This window comes from Paraburkholderia diazotrophica (assembly GCF_900108945.1).
Taxonomy (GTDB): domain Bacteria; phylum Pseudomonadota; class Gammaproteobacteria; order Burkholderiales; family Burkholderiaceae; genus Paraburkholderia; species Paraburkholderia diazotrophica.
The window spans coordinates 56955-74314 of the sequence record NZ_FNYE01000006.1 but is presented as its reverse complement, the minus strand read 5'-3'; the positions used below and the strand labels follow the sequence as shown (position 1 = coordinate 74314).

14 protein-coding genes are annotated in these 17360 nt (G+C 63.2%); 6 read left to right on the top strand and 8 right to left on the bottom strand.

Going from position 1 to position 17360, the window contains the following annotated elements; genetic code table 11:
* Window positions 1-23 precede the first annotated feature (23 nt).
* The 4 genes from nirD to BMW76_RS10260 all read left to right on the top strand — a co-directional run bounded on the left by nirD (window position 24) and on the right by BMW76_RS10260 (window position 4875).
* Entirely contained in the window at window positions 24-353 is a 330-nt protein-coding gene (gene nirD / locus BMW76_RS10275; protein WP_090865035.1) for a nitrite reductase small subunit NirD, read from the top strand.
* A gap of 27 nt (window positions 354-380) precedes the next feature.
* On the top strand, window positions 381-3074 hold the full coding sequence (locus BMW76_RS10270) for a nitrate reductase (RefSeq protein WP_090865034.1): 2694 nt from the start codon (window positions 381-383) through the stop codon (window positions 3072-3074).
* Between the two features lie 72 nt (window positions 3075-3146).
* The gene (locus BMW76_RS10265; RefSeq protein ID WP_090865033.1) at window positions 3147-3722 is read left to right on the top strand and encodes an ANTAR domain-containing response regulator; all 576 of its coding nucleotides are present in this window, start codon (window positions 3147-3149) and stop codon (window positions 3720-3722) included.
* A 10-nt stretch (window positions 3723-3732) separates the two neighbouring features.
* The gene (locus BMW76_RS10260) at window positions 3733-4875 is read left to right on the top strand and encodes a CmpA/NrtA family ABC transporter substrate-binding protein (RefSeq protein ID WP_090865032.1); all 1143 of its coding nucleotides are present in this window, start codon (window positions 3733-3735) and stop codon (window positions 4873-4875) included.
* Between the two features lie 62 nt (window positions 4876-4937).
* Here BMW76_RS10260 and BMW76_RS10255 read toward each other — a convergent pair whose 3' ends face one another.
* The 4 genes from BMW76_RS10255 to BMW76_RS10240 all read right to left on the bottom strand — a co-directional run bounded on the left by BMW76_RS10255 (window position 4938) and on the right by BMW76_RS10240 (window position 9094).
* On the bottom strand, window positions 4938-5879 hold the full coding sequence (locus BMW76_RS10255) for a choline ABC transporter substrate-binding protein (protein ID WP_090865031.1): 942 nt from the start codon (window positions 5877-5879) through the stop codon (window positions 4938-4940).
* Between the two features lie 24 nt (window positions 5880-5903).
* Window positions 5904-6881, bottom strand: coding sequence for a GlxA family transcriptional regulator (locus BMW76_RS10250; protein WP_177200351.1), 978 nt, complete (start codon window positions 6879-6881; stop codon window positions 5904-5906).
* A 133-nt stretch (window positions 6882-7014) separates the two neighbouring features.
* Complete coding sequence (gene choW, locus BMW76_RS10245) at window positions 7015-7920, bottom strand: choline ABC transporter permease subunit (RefSeq protein WP_090865030.1); 906 nt, start codon at window positions 7918-7920, stop codon at window positions 7015-7017.
* A complete protein-coding gene (locus BMW76_RS10240; protein WP_090865029.1) occupies window positions 7913-9094 on the bottom strand; it encodes a quaternary amine ABC transporter ATP-binding protein in 1182 nt (393 codons plus the stop codon). Before BMW76_RS10240 ends, choW begins: the two co-directional genes overlap by 8 nt.
* Before the next feature lie 470 nt (window positions 9095-9564).
* Here BMW76_RS10240 and BMW76_RS10230 point away from each other — a divergent pair, with 470 nt between their 5' ends.
* Complete coding sequence (locus BMW76_RS10230) at window positions 9565-11277, top strand: IlvD/Edd family dehydratase (RefSeq protein ID WP_090865027.1); 1713 nt, start codon at window positions 9565-9567, stop codon at window positions 11275-11277.
* 13 nt (window positions 11278-11290) lie between these two features.
* Complete coding sequence (locus tag BMW76_RS10225; RefSeq protein WP_245763167.1) at window positions 11291-12232, top strand: dihydrodipicolinate synthase family protein; 942 nt, start codon at window positions 11291-11293, stop codon at window positions 12230-12232.
* A gap of 63 nt (window positions 12233-12295) precedes the next feature.
* Here BMW76_RS10225 and BMW76_RS10220 read toward each other — a convergent pair whose 3' ends face one another.
* The 4 genes from BMW76_RS10220 to BMW76_RS10205 form a co-directional block, all read right to left on the bottom strand.
* Entirely contained in the window at window positions 12296-12532 is a 237-nt protein-coding gene (locus tag BMW76_RS10220) for a hypothetical protein (RefSeq protein ID WP_090865026.1), read from the bottom strand.
* Window positions 12533-12683: 151 nt separating this feature from the next.
* On the bottom strand, window positions 12684-13991 hold the full coding sequence (locus BMW76_RS10215; RefSeq protein WP_245763166.1) for a TolC family outer membrane protein: 1308 nt from the start codon (window positions 13989-13991) through the stop codon (window positions 12684-12686).
* A complete protein-coding gene (locus tag BMW76_RS10210; RefSeq protein WP_090865024.1) occupies window positions 13984-16101 on the bottom strand; it encodes a peptidase domain-containing ABC transporter in 2118 nt (705 codons plus the stop codon). The genes BMW76_RS10215 and BMW76_RS10210 overlap by 8 nt, the downstream gene beginning before the upstream one ends.
* A gap of 4 nt (window positions 16102-16105) precedes the next feature.
* Window positions 16106-17308 (bottom strand): HlyD family efflux transporter periplasmic adaptor subunit, encoded by a 1203-nt coding sequence (locus tag BMW76_RS10205; RefSeq protein WP_090865023.1) that lies wholly within the window; start codon window positions 17306-17308, stop codon window positions 16106-16108.
* Window positions 17309-17360 lie beyond the last annotated feature (52 nt).

Here is a 17360-nt window from a genome sequence, read left to right as displayed (position 1 = left end):
AGCACAACGCAAAGGACAAACCCATGGACATGCAGGTCACTCACTCCTGGACGCGCGTGTGCGACGTCGCCGATATTCCGCGCCTGGGCAGCCGCGTGCTCGAACGCGACGGCGGCAACGTCGCGATCTTCCGCACAGCCGCCGACAACGTGTTCGCGCTGCTCGACCATTGCCCACACAAGGGCGGCGCGCTGTCGCAAGGCATCGTGCACGGCGAGACGGTCACGTGCCCGCTGCACGCGTGGAATATCGATCTCGCGAGCGGCACCGCGAAAGCGCCCGACGAAGGCTGCGCCCGTCATTTCCCCGTGCGCGTCGACAGCGACGGCGCGGTGTGGCTGGCCCTTGACTAAGTGTCGTCGCGGCAACATGGAGTCACGATGAAAACCGTTACCCGATCCACCTGCTGCTATTGCGGCGTCGGCTGTGGCGTGCTGATCGAAGCGGAGAACGGGCGAATCACGGACGTTCAGGGCGACCCCGAGCATCCCGCGAATTTCGGCCGGCTGTGCAGCAAGGGGCTCGCGCTCGCGTCGACGGCGCAGAGCCTTACGGGCCGCGCACTGCGCCCTGAAATGCGCGTCCATCGCGCGGAACAACGCCGCCCCGTCGAATGGAGCGACGCGCTCGATCACGTCGCCGCGCGCTTTGTCGACGTAATCGAACGCCACGGACCGGACGCCGTCGCGTTCTATGTGTCGGGCCAGTTGCTGACGGAAGACTATTACGTGTTCAACAAGCTCGCGAAGGGCTTGATCGGCACGAACAACATCGATACGAATTCGCGGCTGTGCATGTCGAGCGCTGTCGCCGCGTACAAGATGGCGCTCGGCGCGGACGGCCCGCCCACCTGCTACGACGATCTCGAACATGCGCAGACCGTGCTGTTCGCGGGCAGCAACATGGCGTGGGCGCATCCCGTGCTGTTTCGACGGCTCGAAGAAGCGAAGGCGAAGAACCCTGCGATACGCTGGATCGTCGTCGATCCGCGCCGCACCGATACGGCGTCGATGGCCGACCTGCATCTGCAGATCCAGCCCGGCACTGACGTCGCGCTCTTCAACGGCATGCTGCATCACCTGATCTGGGAAGGGCTGATCGATCGCGACTATATCGAGCGCCACACGGAAGGCTTCGATGCGTTGAAGCGTCTCGTGCGCGAGTTCACGCCGCGCGCGGCGGCCGAGTTGTGCGGCATCGCGGAGCACGATCTGATGCAGGCAGCCGAGTGGTTCGGCGCGAGCGATGCCGCGCTGTCGCTCTACTGCATGGGCCTGAACCAGTCGAGCCACGGCACCGACAAGAATCTCGCGCTGATCAATCTGCACCTCGCGACACAACAGATCGGCAAACGCGGCGCGGGCCCGTTTTCGCTGACAGGTCAGCCGAATGCGATGGGCGGGCGCGAAGTCGGCGGCATGGCGACGATGCTGGCTGCGCATCGCGACATCGGCAACGCGGCGCATCGCGACGAAGTGGCGAAGCTCTGGGGACTCGCCGACGCCGCGCGTCTGTCCGATCGACCGGGCCTGCCCGCCGTCGAGATGTTCGAGTCGATGCGCAGCGGCAAGATCAAGGCCGTGTGGATCGCGTGCACGAACCCCGCTCATTCGATGCCCGACATCACGAAGGTGCGCGAGGCATTGAGGAAAGCGGAATTCGTCGTCGTTCAGGAAGCCTTCATGCAGACGGACACCGTTCCGTTCGCGGACGTCGTGCTGCCCGCCGCGACGTGGGGCGAGAAGTCCGGCACGGTCACGAATTCGGAGCGCCGGATTTCGCGCGTGCGCGCCGCCATCGAGCCCGCCGGCGACGCGAAGCCCGACTGGTGGATCGCCAACGAAATCGCGCAGCGCCTCGAAAAGCGCATCGCGAATGCGGGCTCGACGCTATTCGGCTATGCATCGACGCAAGCGATTTTCGATGAACATCGGACGCTGACGCGAGGCCGCGATCTCGACATCACGGGCATCAGCTACGCGCTGCTCGACGAAGCGGGCCCGCAGCAATGGCCCTATCGCGCCGATGCAAAAGAAGGCGAAACGCGCCGCTACACGGACGGCGTGTTCGCGACCGGCGACGGCAAGGCGCGCTTTCACGCGACGCCTTATCTGGGCGTCGCCGATGCCGTCAACGCGCGCTATCCGTTCCGCCTGACCACGGGCCGGCTGCGCGACCAGTGGCACGGCATGAGCCGAACGGGACGCGTCGGCAAGCTGTTCTCGCATGCGCCGGAACCCGCGCTCACGATGCAACGCGCGGACGCCACGCGGCGCGGCCTGAATGAAGGCGACCTCGTGCGCATCGCGAGCCGGCGCGGCTCGCTCGTGCTGCCGTTGCAGCTTTCCGCCGACGTGCCGTCGGGCACCGTCTACGCGCCGATGCACTGGAACGGCCAGTTCCTCGCCAGCGGCGGCATCAACGAAACGACGCACGGCGCCGTCGATCCGCATTCGAAGCAGCCTGAACTGAAGCACGCGGCCGTGCGCATCGAACGCGCCGAACTGCCCTGGCGCGTGCTCGCCGCGCGCCGCGGCGACACGCTCGCGATGCACGCGGCCGTGCAGCCGCTGCTCGTGGAATGCGCGTATGCATCCGTGTCATTCGAGGAAGGCGATCTTATCGTGCTGCGCGCCGCTCACGCAGAAGCGCCGCAAGGCTGGCTCGAACGCATCTACGCGGCGCTCGATCTGCCCAAGGGCGACGACACGCTCGAGTACCGCGATGCGCGGCGTCAAACGGACAAACGCGTGATTTGGCGCGACAACGTGATCGACGGCTTCGTGCTCGCGGGCGATATCGCGAACGGCGACACGCTGATGGAGCAACTGCGCGACGCGCAGCCTTGGCTCGGCCCGCGCTTCGCCGCGTTCTCCGTGCAACGCCAGCATGCGGCGCCGCGCGATCGCGTCGTGTGCAGTTGCAAGCAGGTGAAGGAATCGCGCATCAACGAGGCGATCGCGCACGGCGCGACGGTGCCCGAGCTGAAAGCGGCGCTCGGTTGCGGCACGGTGTGCGGGTCGTGTGTGCCGGAACTGAAGCGAATGTGCGAGACTGCTGCTGTCGCCAGTTGAAAGCGTAGGCAGAACCCCGCCATCCGACGCAATGAACCCGCTAGAACCACACCACTCGATGCCGTGCCATCCATGCTGCGCGTTTTGCTCGTAACCGACACCGACAAGCCGATCGGCGAGTTGCGCGACGTGCTCGCGCAGCTCGGCTATGACATGCTCGCCACCACGGCCTCGCCGCAAGCGCTGCACAAGACCGTCGAAAGCGAACGGCCGGACGTCATCATCATCGACACGGAATCGCCGTCGCGCGACACGCTCGAACAGCTTGCCGTAATGAACGAGACGGCACCGCGCCCCGTGCTGATGTTCAGCAACGACGCAAATCAGCAGCTGATACGCGATGCCGTCCGCGCGGGCGTCACCGCTTATCTTGTCGAAGGGCTCGAGACGCAACGTCTCGCGCCGATACTCGAAGTCGCGCTCGCGCGCTTCGCGCAGGAGTCGCAACTGCGCGAGCGGCTCGCGCAGGCCGAGAACGAACTCGCCGAGCGCAAGCTGATCGACCGCGCGAAACGCCTGCTGATGGACTCGCAGAAGATGACCGAAAACGCCGCCTATGCGACGATGCGCAAGCGCGCGATGAATCAGGGCGTGAAGCTCGTCGAAGTCGCGCGCCAGATCGTCGCCGCAGCCGGCTCGCCAGATTGAAGCGCTGCCCATGAACACCTCCGCACACATCCCCTCCTCCGACGAATCGGGCAAGCTCGAGAAAACTCACTTGCGCCTGGGCTTCGTCGCGCTCAGCGATGCCGCGCCGCTCGTCGCCGCGAAGCTGCTCGAATTCGGCCACGCGCACGGTCTCACGATCGAACTGCTCAAGCAGCCGTCGTGGGCCGCGATCCGCGACAAGCTGCTGTCCGGCGATCTCGATGCCGCGCATACGCTCTACGGCCTCGTGTATGGCGTGCAACTCGGCCTCGGCGGACCGCAAACCGATATGGCCGTGCTGATGGTGCTCAACCGCAACGGCCAGGGGATCACGGTATCGAAGCGTCTCGCCGCTGCGCTCGACGAACACAAGACATTGCCCGCCGCGCTCGCGACGCTCGGCCGCAAGCCCGTTTTCGCGCAGACCTTCCCGACAGGCACGCACGCGATGTGGCTGTATTACTGGCTCGCGTCGCAAGGCGTGCATCCGTTGCGCGATATCGAGAGCGTGGTCATCCCGCCGCCGCAGATGGTCGATGCGCTCGCGCAGGACCGGCTCGACGGGCTGTGTGTCGGCGAGCCGTGGAATGCCGTTGCGCAGGAGCGAGGCGTCGGCAGCACGATTGCGGCGACGAGCGAAGTGTGGCCCGATCATCCGGAGAAAGTGCTCGCGAGCCGGCGCGATTTCGTCACGCGCTATCCGAACACTGCGCGTGCGCTCGTGCAAACGATGCTCGAAGCGTGCCGCTGGCTCGACGATGACGAGCATCGCGTGGAGATCGCGCGCTGGCTCGCTGCCGATGAGTTTGTCGGTGTGCCTGCTGGTTCGATCACGCCGCGTTTGCTCAACGCGGGTTCGAATGCAAGGCGCCGCCCGGTGCAGTTCTTCGAAGACGGTACGGTGAATTATCCGCATCCGTCAGAGGGCGCGTGGTTCTTTACGCAATTCGCGCGCTGGCGAATGACGGACTGGCGCGGCGATTTTGCGCGGATTGCGAGCGAGGTCAATCAGACCGACCTCTATCGGCGGGCAGCGATGAATGTTGGCGTGACGGTGCACGCACAAGCGCGGAATTCGCTATTGATCGATGGCCGCGAATGGAACGGCATTGCCGATGAGGCGTATGTGAAGGCGTTCGCGATCAGGGCGTGAAGCCTGGTTCGACCGCGCTCCGGCGTGAATCGCAGCACGCCGGAGTGCAACAGCGCTGAAACTCAATGCGCCGCGATATAAGCCTTCACAGCCGGCAACCCATCTTTCCCATCGATCGTCTGCACGCCCGCGAGCCACTTGTCCAGCGCTTGCGGATTGGACTTCAGCCACGCCAGCGCGGCCTTGTTCGCATCTTCCTTGTTCATGATCGGGACCATCACGTGATTCTCGATCGACGTCGTGAACTGCAGGTTCGACACGAGCTTCGCCGCATTCGGGCAACGCTGCGCATAGTCGGGCGGCGTGGCCGTGAAGACTTTCGCCTCGCCGTAGTTCGGCCCGAATACGTCGTCGCCGCCGGCAAGATAATCGATCTTCATCTGCACGTTCATCGGATGCGGTTCCCAGCCGAGGAACACGATCCACTTCTTCTCGCGAATCGCGCGGTTCACTTCGACCAGCATGCCCGCCTCGCTCGACTCGACCAGCTTGAACTTGCCGAGCCCGAACTGGTTGCCGTCGATCATCTTCTTGATCAACGCATTGCCGTCGTTGCCCGGCTCGATGCCGTAGACCTTGCCGTCGAGCTTGTCCGCGTACTTCTGGATGTCGCTGAAGTTCTTCAGGCCGCCGTTGTACACATAGTCCGGCACGGCGAGCGTGTATTTCGCGCCCGTCAGATTCGGCGTCGCCAGTACCTTGATCGAGCCTGCCTTCACGAACGGCTGGATGATCGGGTCCATCGTCGGCGCCCAGTAACCGAGGAATACGTCGATCTGTTTGCTCTTGATGCCAGCGAACGTGATGGGCACCGACGCAATCGTTTTCGTCGGGTTGTAGCCGAGTCCCTGGAAGATCGTCGACGCGAGGCCTGTCGTCGCGGCGATGTCGGTCCAGCCGACGTCGGCGAAACGGACATTGCGGCACACGGCGGGATCGGCGGCGTGTGCGGTCGCGGCGGCCGTGCCCAGCAGGGCAGCCGCCATCATCAGCTTGCGTTTCATTGCATTCTCCTCGGGATAATCTTGTTAGCTCGCCTGACGCCGTTCGACGCTCGGCGCATGGCCGAACTGCGCGCGATAGGCTTTGCTGAAATGACACGGCGAGTGAAAGCCGCACACAGCCGTCACGCGCGCAATCGATGCGTCCGTCGTGCGCAGCAGATCGCGCGCGCGCCGCAAACGCAGCGACAGGTAGTAGTGAGTCGGCGACACGTTCAGATAAACCTTGAACATGCGCTGCAAATGACGTTGCGACAGCTGCACGAGCCGCGCAAGTTCTTCGAGCGATAGAGGCTCTTCGATATTGGCTTCCATCAGCCGCACGACTTCGATCAGCTCGGCGCGCGAGAAGCCGACGCGCGCATCGACGGGTATCGGCTGCGGATCGCTCGCGCTGCGGATGCGTTCGAGAATGAACTGCTCCGACACCTGCGCCGCGAGATTCTGTCCAAAGCGGCTGCCGACGAGATTCAGCATCAGGTCGAGCGGCGCAGTGCCGCCCGTGCAGGTCAAGCGGTCGCGATCGATCACGAACAGTTCGTCGGCGAAGCGCACGTGCGGATATTCCTTGTGCAGCACCGACATATCTTCCCAGTGCACTGCGCAGCTATATCCGTCGAGCAGCCCCGCCGCCATCAGCGCATACGCGCCCGTGCAGATGCCGCCCAACGGCACGCCTTGCGCGGCGACATCCGCGAGCAGGGTTCGGATGTTCGCATCCACGGCGTTGCGGATCTGCGTGCCGCCGCAGACGATCAGCACATCGGGCATGCCCGCTTCTTCGAGCGAGCGCGTCGGCTTGACGATCATGCCGTTGCTCGCCCGCACGGGCACGCCGTCATGCGTGAGGACCGACCAGCGATAGTGCTGCGCGCGCGACACATAGTTCGCCATTCGCAGCACCTCGACCGCGCTCGTGAACGCGATCATCGAAAAACTGGGCAACGTCAGAAAGCCCACATGCGCAAGATTCGACAACGCCGCTTCGGCCCTGGTAGACGTCACGTTGCGCTCCGTGATGCACAAAGAAAAAATGTGTTCGGCCACCGCAAGAGCCCTGAGGCTCTCGCGGGACGATCACTTATTGGTTGTATTGCAGGCGCCGGAGACCTGGCGCCAGTATCGATACGACAGCGATTCAGCTTTGCGCGACCACCGCCTGTTCGCGGCGCACGCGCATCACGCTGCGCAGACCGGCGAAGCGCGGCGCGGCGGACGTGCCGGGCGAGCGGCCGAAGCTCTCGGTGATGCGGTCCAGAATGATGGCGAGCAGCACGACGGACAGACCGCTTTCGAATCCGAGGCCGATATCGAGGCGCTGAATACTCGCGAGCACATCGTTGCCGAGACCGCCAGCCCCCACCATCGACGCGATGATCACCATCGACAGCGCCATCATGATCGTCTGGTTCACGCCCTGCATGATAGAAGGCAGCGCATTCGGGAACTGCACCTTGTAGAGCAGTTGCCACGGCGTGCAGCCGAACGCCTGCCCTGCTTCGACGATTTCACGGTTCACGTGCTTGATGCCGAGGCTCGTCAGACGCACGGCGGGCGGCATCGCGAAGATCACGGTGGAGAGAATGCCAGGCACGCGACCAAGGCCGAACAGCATCGCGGCAGGAATCAGATAGACGAAGGCAGGCATCGTCTGCATCAGGTCGAGAATCGGGCGCACGACCATCTGCACATGCTTGTTCTTCGCCGCCCAGATGCCGAGCGGAATGCCGAAGACGAGGCTGATCAGCGTCGACGACAGCGTGAGGCCCAATGTGATGACCGTCTGGTCCCAGAAGCCTGTCGCGTAGATCAGCAATAGCGAAGCAGTGGCGAATATCGCAAAGCGCCAGCCCACGCGCCACAAGCCGATCGCGATGAAGAACGCCATCAACGCCCACATCGGAATAGCCTGCAGGCCATGTTCGATCATCGCGGCGAAGCTCTCGATCGCCTTGCCGATCGAATCGAACGTGCTCGCGTCGTGGTCGAGCAGATAGTGAACGGACTGGTCGACCCAACGGCCGAGTGGAATGATCTCAGACATGGGCACCACCTCGATTGCGCGTAATGACTTTCAGAACAGCTGCCTGATCGACGGAACCGCAATAGCGGTCTTCGTCGTCGACCACAGGCAGCGCGGTCGTGCTCGCGCACACGCGCGACACAACATGTTCGAGCGGCGCGCCGCGCGAAATGCATTCGATCTTCTTGAGCGACGCTGTTCCGTTACTCCCGTTACTCATCGCATCGCGCGTGACGAAGCCGCGAATGCGCCGCTCCGCATCCAGCACGAATGCGTATTCGGCGCTGCCGTTCAGCGACTCGGCGACGCTCGCGTGATCCAGATCGCGCACGGTGGGCACGCCGTTCGCCTGCATCAGATCGCCCGCCGTCAGATAGCGGCTCGTATCGACGCCTTCGAAGAACGCGCGCACGTAGTCGTCGGCGGGATTCGCGATGATGTCCTGCGGCGAGCCGATCTGCACCACGCGGCCGCCCTCCATGATCGCGATGCGGCTGCCGATGCGCAGCGCCTCTTCGAGATCGTGCGACACGAACAGGATCGTGCGGCGCTGGTTCTTTTGCAGTTCCAGCAGCACGTTCTGCATTTCCTTGCGCTTCAACGGATCAAGCGCGGAGAACGCCTCGTCCATGATCATCAGCGACGGGTTCACGGCAAGCGCACGCGCAAGACCCACGCGCTGCTGCATGCCGCCCGACAGCTCTGACGGCAGCTTGCCCGCGAACGTCGCGAGGCCCACCTGCTCGAGCACGTCGAGCGCGCGCTTCTCGCGCTCCTTGCGTCCCATGCCAGCCACTTCGAGACCGAACGCGGCATTCGCCAGCACCGTGCGTTGCGGCATCAGCGCGAACGACTGGAACACCATGCTCATGTCGGTGCGGCGCAGCGACGTCAACTCGGATCGCTTGATGGCCGCAACATCGCGGCCATCGATGATGACCTTGCCGGCCGTCGGTTCGACGAGCCGGTTGATGAGACGGATCAGCGTGGACTTGCCGGAACCCGACAGGCCCATTAGCACGAAAATCTCGCCTTCCTGCACATCGAAGGACGCATTGTGAACGCCCACGACATGCCCCGTTTTGGCGAAGACCTCGTCTTTCGACGCACCTCGCGAGAGCATGTCCTGAGCCAGTTTCGGGTTGGGCCCGAAAACCTTACATAAACCTTCGACCACGACCTTTGGGGATTTCATTGACTCCATCTCCTCGTGGTGCAGGCGCCGGCCCGCACAGTGTGACTACATAGTTGCCAGAAAAAACCCCGCCTAGCCGACTAATTGCGACAGACGCTTGCGGAAATACGACACGGGCAAAAGAGAACGGCCGTTAGAGGATCGCTGCGAGCCTTGCCCAGCAAGGGTTTGTGACGATGGTGCAGTGCGTGATGAACGGATGCGCATGTCGCTTGTGGAAAGGTCCGAGTCCATTCGGCGATCCAGCCGATCCGTCGCGCGGCTTGTACGGCCGTGCCTTGCCACAGGACAGCGGCAATGTCGATGGGGTTTTGTCCTCGGTCGCGCTCTGCTGCAATGCAACTGCGCTGCTCCGCGACGCGAGCCGCTACGGCATGGGTGCATGCATCGCGCGACGAATCGGCTAAGCTCATCTTGCAGCGACAGGACAACGAAGAAGCAGATAAAACGAAGCAGACCCAGGAGACATCATGCGCAAACTTCGCTCGCAAAGCTGGTTCGGCGGCAACGACAAGGACGGCTTCATCCACCGCTCGTGGATGAAGAATCAGGGCATTCCTCATGACGAATTCGATGGCCGGCCCGTGATCGGCATCTGCAATACGTGGTCCGAACTGACGCCCTGCAACGCTCACTTTCGCGAACTCGCCGAGTACGTCAAACGCGGTGTACGCGAAGCGGGCGGCCTGCCACTCGAATTCCCCGTGATGTCGCTAGGCGAATCGAATCTGCGGCCCACGGCGATGCTGTTTCGCAACCTGGCTTCGATGGATGTCGAGGAGTCGATACGCGGCAATCCGATTGACGGCGTGATTCTGCTGGTCGGTTGCGACAAGACCACGCCAGCGCTGCTGATGGGCGCGGCTTCGTGCAATCTGCCCGCGCTGGCTGTCTCGGGCGGGCCGATGCTCAACGGCCGCTTTCGCGGACGCACGCTCGGCTCGGGCACGGGCGTGTGGCAAATGTCCGAAGAAGTGCGCGCGGGCACGATGAGCCAGCAGGAATTCGTCGACGCCGAGTCGTGCATGAACCGCTCGCGCGGCCATTGCATGACGATGGGCACGGCATCGACGATGGCGTCGATGGTCGAATCGCTCGGCATGGGCCTGCCGCACAACGCGGCGATTCCCGCAGTCGATGCGCGCCGCCAGGTGCTTGCGCATCTCGCGGGAAGGCGCATCGTCGAGATGGTGCGCGACGACGTGACGATGGACAAGATCCTCACACGCGAGGCCTTCGAAAACGCGATACGCACAAACGCAGCGATCGGCGGATCGACGAATGCCGTCGTGCATCTGATCGCGCTCGCGAAGCGCATCGGCGTCGACCTCAAGCTCGAAGACTGGGAACTCGGATCGAATGTGCCGTGCCTCGTGAATCTGCAGCCGTCGGGCGAGCACCTGATGGAAGATTTTTATTACGCGGGCGGCTTGCCCGCGGTGCTACGTCAACTGGGCGAGCAAGGTCTTCTGCATTGCGATGCATTGACCGTCAACGGCAAGACGATCTGGGAGAACGTCTGCGACGCGCCCAACTATGACCAGAAAGTGATCACGACCTTCGCCGAGCCGTTCAAGCCGCATGCGGGCATCGCCGTGCTCAGAGGCAATCTCGCGCCGAACGGCGCCGTCATCAAGCCGTCGGCGGCGACAACTTCGTTGCTCAGGCATCGAGGCCGCGCGGTGGTATTCGAGAACGTCGAAGAACTGCACGCGAAGATCGACGACGACTCGCTCGATATCGACGAGCACTGCGTGATGGTGCTCAAAGGCGCGGGGCCGAAAGGCTATCCGGGCTTCGCGGAAGTGGGCAACATGCCGTTGCCGAAAAAGGTCCTGCAAAAGGGCATCACGGACATGGTCCGCATTTCCGACGGCCGCATGAGCGGCACGGCGTACGGCGCCGTCGTGCTGCACGTGTCGCCCGAAGCGGCGGCAGGCGGGCCGCTAGCACTGGTGCAGACGGGCGACATGATCGAGCTCGATGTCGACGCGCGGCGTCTGCATCTCGACGTATCCGACGAAGAACTCGAACGGCGCCGCGCCGCATGGCAAGCGCCTGAATTGCCTGCGCGCGGCTACTACCGGCTCTACGTCGAGCACGTGTTGCAGGCCGACCAGGGCGCCGACCTCGACTTCCTCGTCGGCGCGAGCGGTGCGCCCGTGCCGCGCGAATCACATTGATACGGCATCGATCATGACGATCATGACGTCACGCCTCGATCCTTTTTCGCCGCGCGGCATATGGCCCGTGCTCTACGCGTACTTCGACGCCGACAACGCACTCGACCAGCGCGCCATTCACACGCAGATCGATCGCACGATCGAAGCAGGCGCACGCGGCATCGTGATTCTTGGCCTTGCGACTGAAGTGAACCGCCTGTCGCTCAAAGAGAAGCAACGCTTTATCGAATGGGCCAGCAAACACATCGACGAGCGCGTTCCTCTGGCCGTCACGATCACGGGCGATACCGTCGATGCGCAACTCGCGCTCGCGGATTACACGGTGGAACTCGGCGCGTCGTCGCTGATCCTTCAGCCGCCTTCCATGCGCGACAAACCGGAATCGTTCTACTTCGATTTCTTCTCGCAAGTCATGGCGCGCGTGAACGTGCCCGTAGGCATTCAGAATGCGCCTGAGTACCTGGGCGTCGGCTTGTCGGCGCAATCGCTCGTCGCGCTTTCGGCGCAGTGCCCGCAATTCCAGTGGCTAAAAGGCGAAGGCCCGGCCGCGGTCATTCAATCGACGATAGAACGCCTGCGGGAACAAGGCAGTCGACTGCCCGTTTTCAATGGACGCGGTGGACAGGAACTCATCGACAATCTTCGCGCCGGTTGCGCGGGACTGATCGTTGCGCCCGATACATTCGACTGGCAAGCTGCCATTTACGACGCTTTTGCCAAAGGCGATCACGCGAACGCAGAAGCGCTGTACGAAGACATCCTGTCGTCGATCGTATTCGTGATGCAATCGCTCGACGCGTTGACCTGCTACGGCAAACGCATCGCCGCATGGCGCATGGGTTTCGACGTCGCTCGCGATCGCGGCACGCGTCCAACCCCGTTCGGACTCGAATGCGCGCGCCGTTTTGCAAGCCGGCTCGGTCCATTCGCGGACCAGCGCCAGACGCGCGTCTGACGCACATGCAAAGGGGGAAGACGTTTGCGCGCTTCCCCCTTCAGTCTCAGCGTGGCGCGCGCGTTACTGCGCTGCCGATGCTGCTTCGTCGCTGGCTGCCTTCGGCGCTGCCTTGTGAGCGTGGTGCTTCTTGGCGTGATGCTTCTTTGCGTGATGCTTTGCGGCGGGCGCCGATGCAACAGCCGTTGCCTGTTCCGTGGCGGCGGGAGCCGGTGCCGTGGCTGCGGGAGCCGATGCCTGGGCGAATGCGGCGACCGAGAACAGACCTGCCAGAGCGGCAGCGATGATGTGCTTGTTCATTGACTTGATTCCTCAAAACCTTGCGTTGATTAAACGGCTCACGGGCCGCCGACCTGATAGGTCATCGCTCTAAACGTCCCGGCTGACGAAGCGTTGACGGCTTTTTCCCCAGCCCTTCATTTTTGACAGTTCTTGACGAATAGTTGAGCGCTCAACGAAGCAACGTGTTGATCTGGACAACATCCGTGAGGCTCAACGTCGACGTATCGCCTTTTAGCTGCAACAACGTGACGACCGCGTCGTAGCGCGCGGCAAGCAGATCGCGCTGCGTCGAATAGAGCGCATCGATGGCGCGCAATACGTCGGTGCTCGTACGCGTGCCGACCTTGTAGCCGACCCGTGTAGCCGCGAGCGTTTCGCGGCACGATGCGACCAGATGCGCGAGCATGTCGACGCGTGCGCGGCCTTGCTGATAGCGCGCGTAGTTGTCGCGAGCGGATGCGTCGGCCGTGCGTGTCGCGCCGACGAGTGCTTGCATCGCCTCGTCCTGCAGCGCCTCGGTTTGCCTGACTTTCGATTGCGTCGCCCCGCCCGCGTACAGCGGAATCGACACGGCGAGCATGCCCGTTGCCGTCGTCGTCGGTCGTGCGTAGCCGGATGCCGCGCCCGACGGCGTATAACTGCCCGTCAGATACACGGACGGATAGTGCTCGCCCTTCGCCTTGCCGACATCGAACTTCGCGACCTGCCATTCGAGCTGCTTCTGTTGCACCGGATAACCGTGATCCTTTGCCTGATTCGCCCACGCATCGGCATCCTCGGGCGCGAGACTCGGCAGCGCAAGCGCATCGGGCAAACGCGACAGCGCGGTGAACGGCGCGCCCGTCACCTGTTCCAGCGCGCGGCGCTTCGCAGCAAGCGCGTTTTGCGCGTCCGACTGCTGCAACGTGACCTGCTCACGCGATGTCAGCGCTTCGCGCATGTCGATGACGGTCGCCTCGCCGGCCGCGCGGTTGCGCTGCAGAATCTGGAGCTGCGTGTCGACGGCGGCGCCGTAGTCTGACGCGCGCGTCACTTCGTCCTCCGCTGCGAGTTCGTCGAAATAGGCGCGCACGGCATGCAACAACGCTGTCTGCTGCGCGAAGTCCACGTTGACCGCGCCCAGCGCTTCGACGTAATCGGCCTGCCTGTAGGCCTCCCATTTGGTCCAGTCGAAGATCGGCTGCGTGAGCGACACGGTCCAGCCGTTCTGCCAGTACGACGTGCGCGGAAAGCCTTGTGTCGCGATGCTGTTGTACGTGCGTCCCCAGCCCCCTGATATCTGTGGCAAAAGGGGCGCGCGCGCCTGCGGCACCGCCTCTTTCGCGGCGACCTGAGCGGCGCGCGCCTGCGCCAGATCGGCGTCATGCCCGAGCGCCTGTTGCACGACGGTGACGAGATCGGCGGCCTGAGCGCTTGCGCTGGCGTCGAGCAAACAGAACGTTGCCGCCATCCCGATTGAGTGTTTGAGACTACGCATGCAACGGTTCCACTTCGATATGACCATGATTTGACGGCTCGCGCATCAACGCGCCGTCGACGAGCCGGTAGCGCGTGCCGAAGCTCGCGGCGAGCGACATGTCGTGTGTAATCACGACGACCGTGCAATCGAGGCGCTGCAGCAGCGCGCCGATGTGCTCGACGGATGCAGGGTCGAGATTCGACGTGGGCTCGTCGAGCAGCAACAGGCTGCGCCGCTGATAGAGCGCGCGGGCAAGCAGGAGCCGCTGGCGCTGACCTGCGGAGATGTTGGCGATCGTGTCGCTGATGACGGTGCGCGTGCGCATCGGCAGACGCATCACGTCGTTCCACAGGCCGACGTCTTCGAGCACGGATTGCACGCGCGCCTGGTCGATGTTCCCCGAGAACAGCGACACGTTATCCGCGATCGAACCGTGCAGAATCAGATCGCCCTGCCGCATGTGCGCTGCGTGACGGCGGATTTCGTCGACGGTGAGGTTCGGCCATGCGATGCCGTTGAGCGAAATATGCCCTTGCTGAAGGGGTTCCGCGGCGGAAAGCAGCTTGAAGAGCGTCGATTTGCCCGCACCCGATGGCCCCGTGATCGCGATCTTGTTGCCCGCGATAATCTCGATGCTCGCGTTTTTCAGCACGGGTTGATCGGATACGCCATAGCTGAACGTCACATCGCGCACGTCGATGCGCTCGAACGCACGCACTTCCGTTGCGCGGTTCGTATCGGCGGGCGGCGTATAGCGCTCTTCTTCGCACTCGACGATATCGTCCACGCGCGCGACGGGCACGCTCAGCATGAAATGCGAGAACACGCCGTTGGCGGTGCGCGCAAAGCGCTCGGACATCAGCGACTTGTAGATCAAAAACGAATAGAACACGCCGACCGACACCTTGCCGGTCAGCATCAGTTGCGCGGCAAACCATGTGATTGCGAGTGTATCGGTGTATTGCACCGCCTTGAGAATGGCGTCGCGCGCGCTGCTCAGACGATTGTCGGTCAAAAGCGCTGCGACGTACTCGCGATACTTCGTCATGAAGATTGACGTGCGCCGCGTCTCGCCTTGAGCGAGCTTGATCAGCGACGCCGCACGTATCGTCTCGATCAGCGCATCGTCGCAGCGTGCGGAAGTTTCGAGCACGAGCGCATGGTTGTCCCGCATGCGCGCGAACATGCCCAGCGCGATCGACAGATAGATAACGAAGATCGCCAGCGCGACGGCCGTCAACCGTGGGCTCTGGATCAGCATCAATGCGAGCGCGAGCACGCCGACAGCCGAGTCCACGCACATATGCGTGAAAGTACGGACGGCCTGCACGCTGATTTCGTCTTGTGCCTTGAGACGCGCAAAGACGTCGCCGACATGGCGCTTTTCGAACCACGACATCGGATTGCGCAATAGCTTCCCCAACAGCCCTTCCGTCGTGTTGATCTGCGTGCGCTGATGCAGCAGTTCGACCAGCCGCGTTTCCACGTACTGGCTCAATGCGCCTACCGCGAAAATGCCCGCGAACGTTAGCGCCAGCACGTTCAACAGATTGACGTTGTCGGCCGCGACGACATAGTCGAGCACCAGACTGCCGAGGTACGGCGCTGCGAGAATCGCGAACTGGCTGCCGAGCATCACGAACATCACTTTCGCGAGATGCCTGTGCAGATCCGGATTGAGCGCACGCACGCGCGCCAGCGCTTTCGGAACCTGGGATTTCACCTTCACGCGCGGCATGCCGGGTGTCGGCGAACATTCGAGCAGAAAGCCCGACACGGCGGCCGCGAACGTGTCCATCGAAATACGCCGCCGCCCCGTCGCCGGGTCGATGACCTGCACGTAGCCGCGCCCGCACTTCTCGAAGACCACAAAATGCGCGCCGCCGAAATGAAGAATCGAGCCGCGCCTGATGGTTGGCACGTCTTCGAGTCCGAAGCGATAGGCCTGTACCGCCAGTCCGAACTCGGTGGCCATGTCGTAGAGGTCCATCAACGAGAGGCCGTTCGCGGAGATGGGCCGGTACGCCGACAGCTCGCGCACTTCGGTTGCGCAGCCGAGATGCGTGAGCACCATCGCAAGACACGCGTAGCCGCATTCCGCGACTTCGTTTTGATAGATCGTGCGCATTTCTTCAACCTCTGATCATGCGAAACAACGGCTCAAGTACCCACTCCGCAATCGTTCTGCGTTCGACGACGATGCTCGCCGTCGCGCGCATGCCCGGCAGGATGGCGAAGTGCTGCTTGCCGTAGTCAAACGTCTTGCCGCGCAACGTCGCCCACGCCATGAAATCGCCTTCGCCGTTGTCCTTCTGCCCCATTGCCGTCGTGAGCGACGGCGACATCGGTGACTGGACCGTGGTCTGCGAGATCGCGTCGATACGTGCTTCGTAGGTGCCGAATTTCACGTAGGGAAACGCGTCGAACTTGAGGCGCACCGTCTGTCCTGTCTGCACGAAGCCGCGACGGCGCGACGGGATACGCAGCGCGGCGCGCAGCGCGCCTTTGTCGTCGGTGGAAATGACGAGCGCAACGTCGGCGGGGTCCAGCGTGCGGCCCGGCACGAGCGCGGAGAATGTCACGACGCCCGACTTGGGCGCGGAAATCGTAGAATTCTGGCGTGTCTGTTCGAAGCGCATCTGGATGTCCTGGACATCGCGAGCATGTCTGGCATCGTTCTCCTTCAGCTGCGCCGCCAGATCGCTTTGCGTGCTGCGCAGCGTCGCAATTTCGCCGTTCAGCTGCTCGCGCCGCGCGACGCCTTGCGCGACCGAGACCTTCGCCTGGTGCATCTCGGCGCTCGCCTGCTCGATGCGATCGGCGCTTACGTAGTCGGACACCGATTGCAGCCGGCTCAGCTTGCGCTGTGCCTCGGCGACGAGCTGCCGGTTTTGCGCGACCTGTTCGTCGAGTGCGGCCACCTCTGCGCGACGGCTTTCGGCCGTCGCATTCGACGCGTCGAGTTGTGCGCCCAACTGCGCCTTGCGCTGCTCATACTGCTGATCGGCGGTGAGAATCTGTTCATCGCGCATCTGTTCGTCGAACATGGGCCGTTGGCGCCCATCGCTCGCAAGCGACAGGTCGCGTTGCACGCTGAAAAGCGGCATGCCCGCGATCACGCGCTCGCTGGGACGCACATAGACAGCCGACACGAGCCCGTTCAAGCCCTGCACTTTCACGTCGGATGGCGAGACGATTTCGCACTGGACGTCCTGCTTGAGTTCGACCTGATGCAGAAATCCGAATGCGATGGCCGCGACGACGATGCCTGATGCGCAGTACGCGATCCATCGCCACGGCACGTCCTTGAATTGAGGAAAAGTGGTGGGTTCCATAGTGTTGTTCTGCGCGACTGGTACAGCCCGCATCGATTCTCTAAAGGCTATT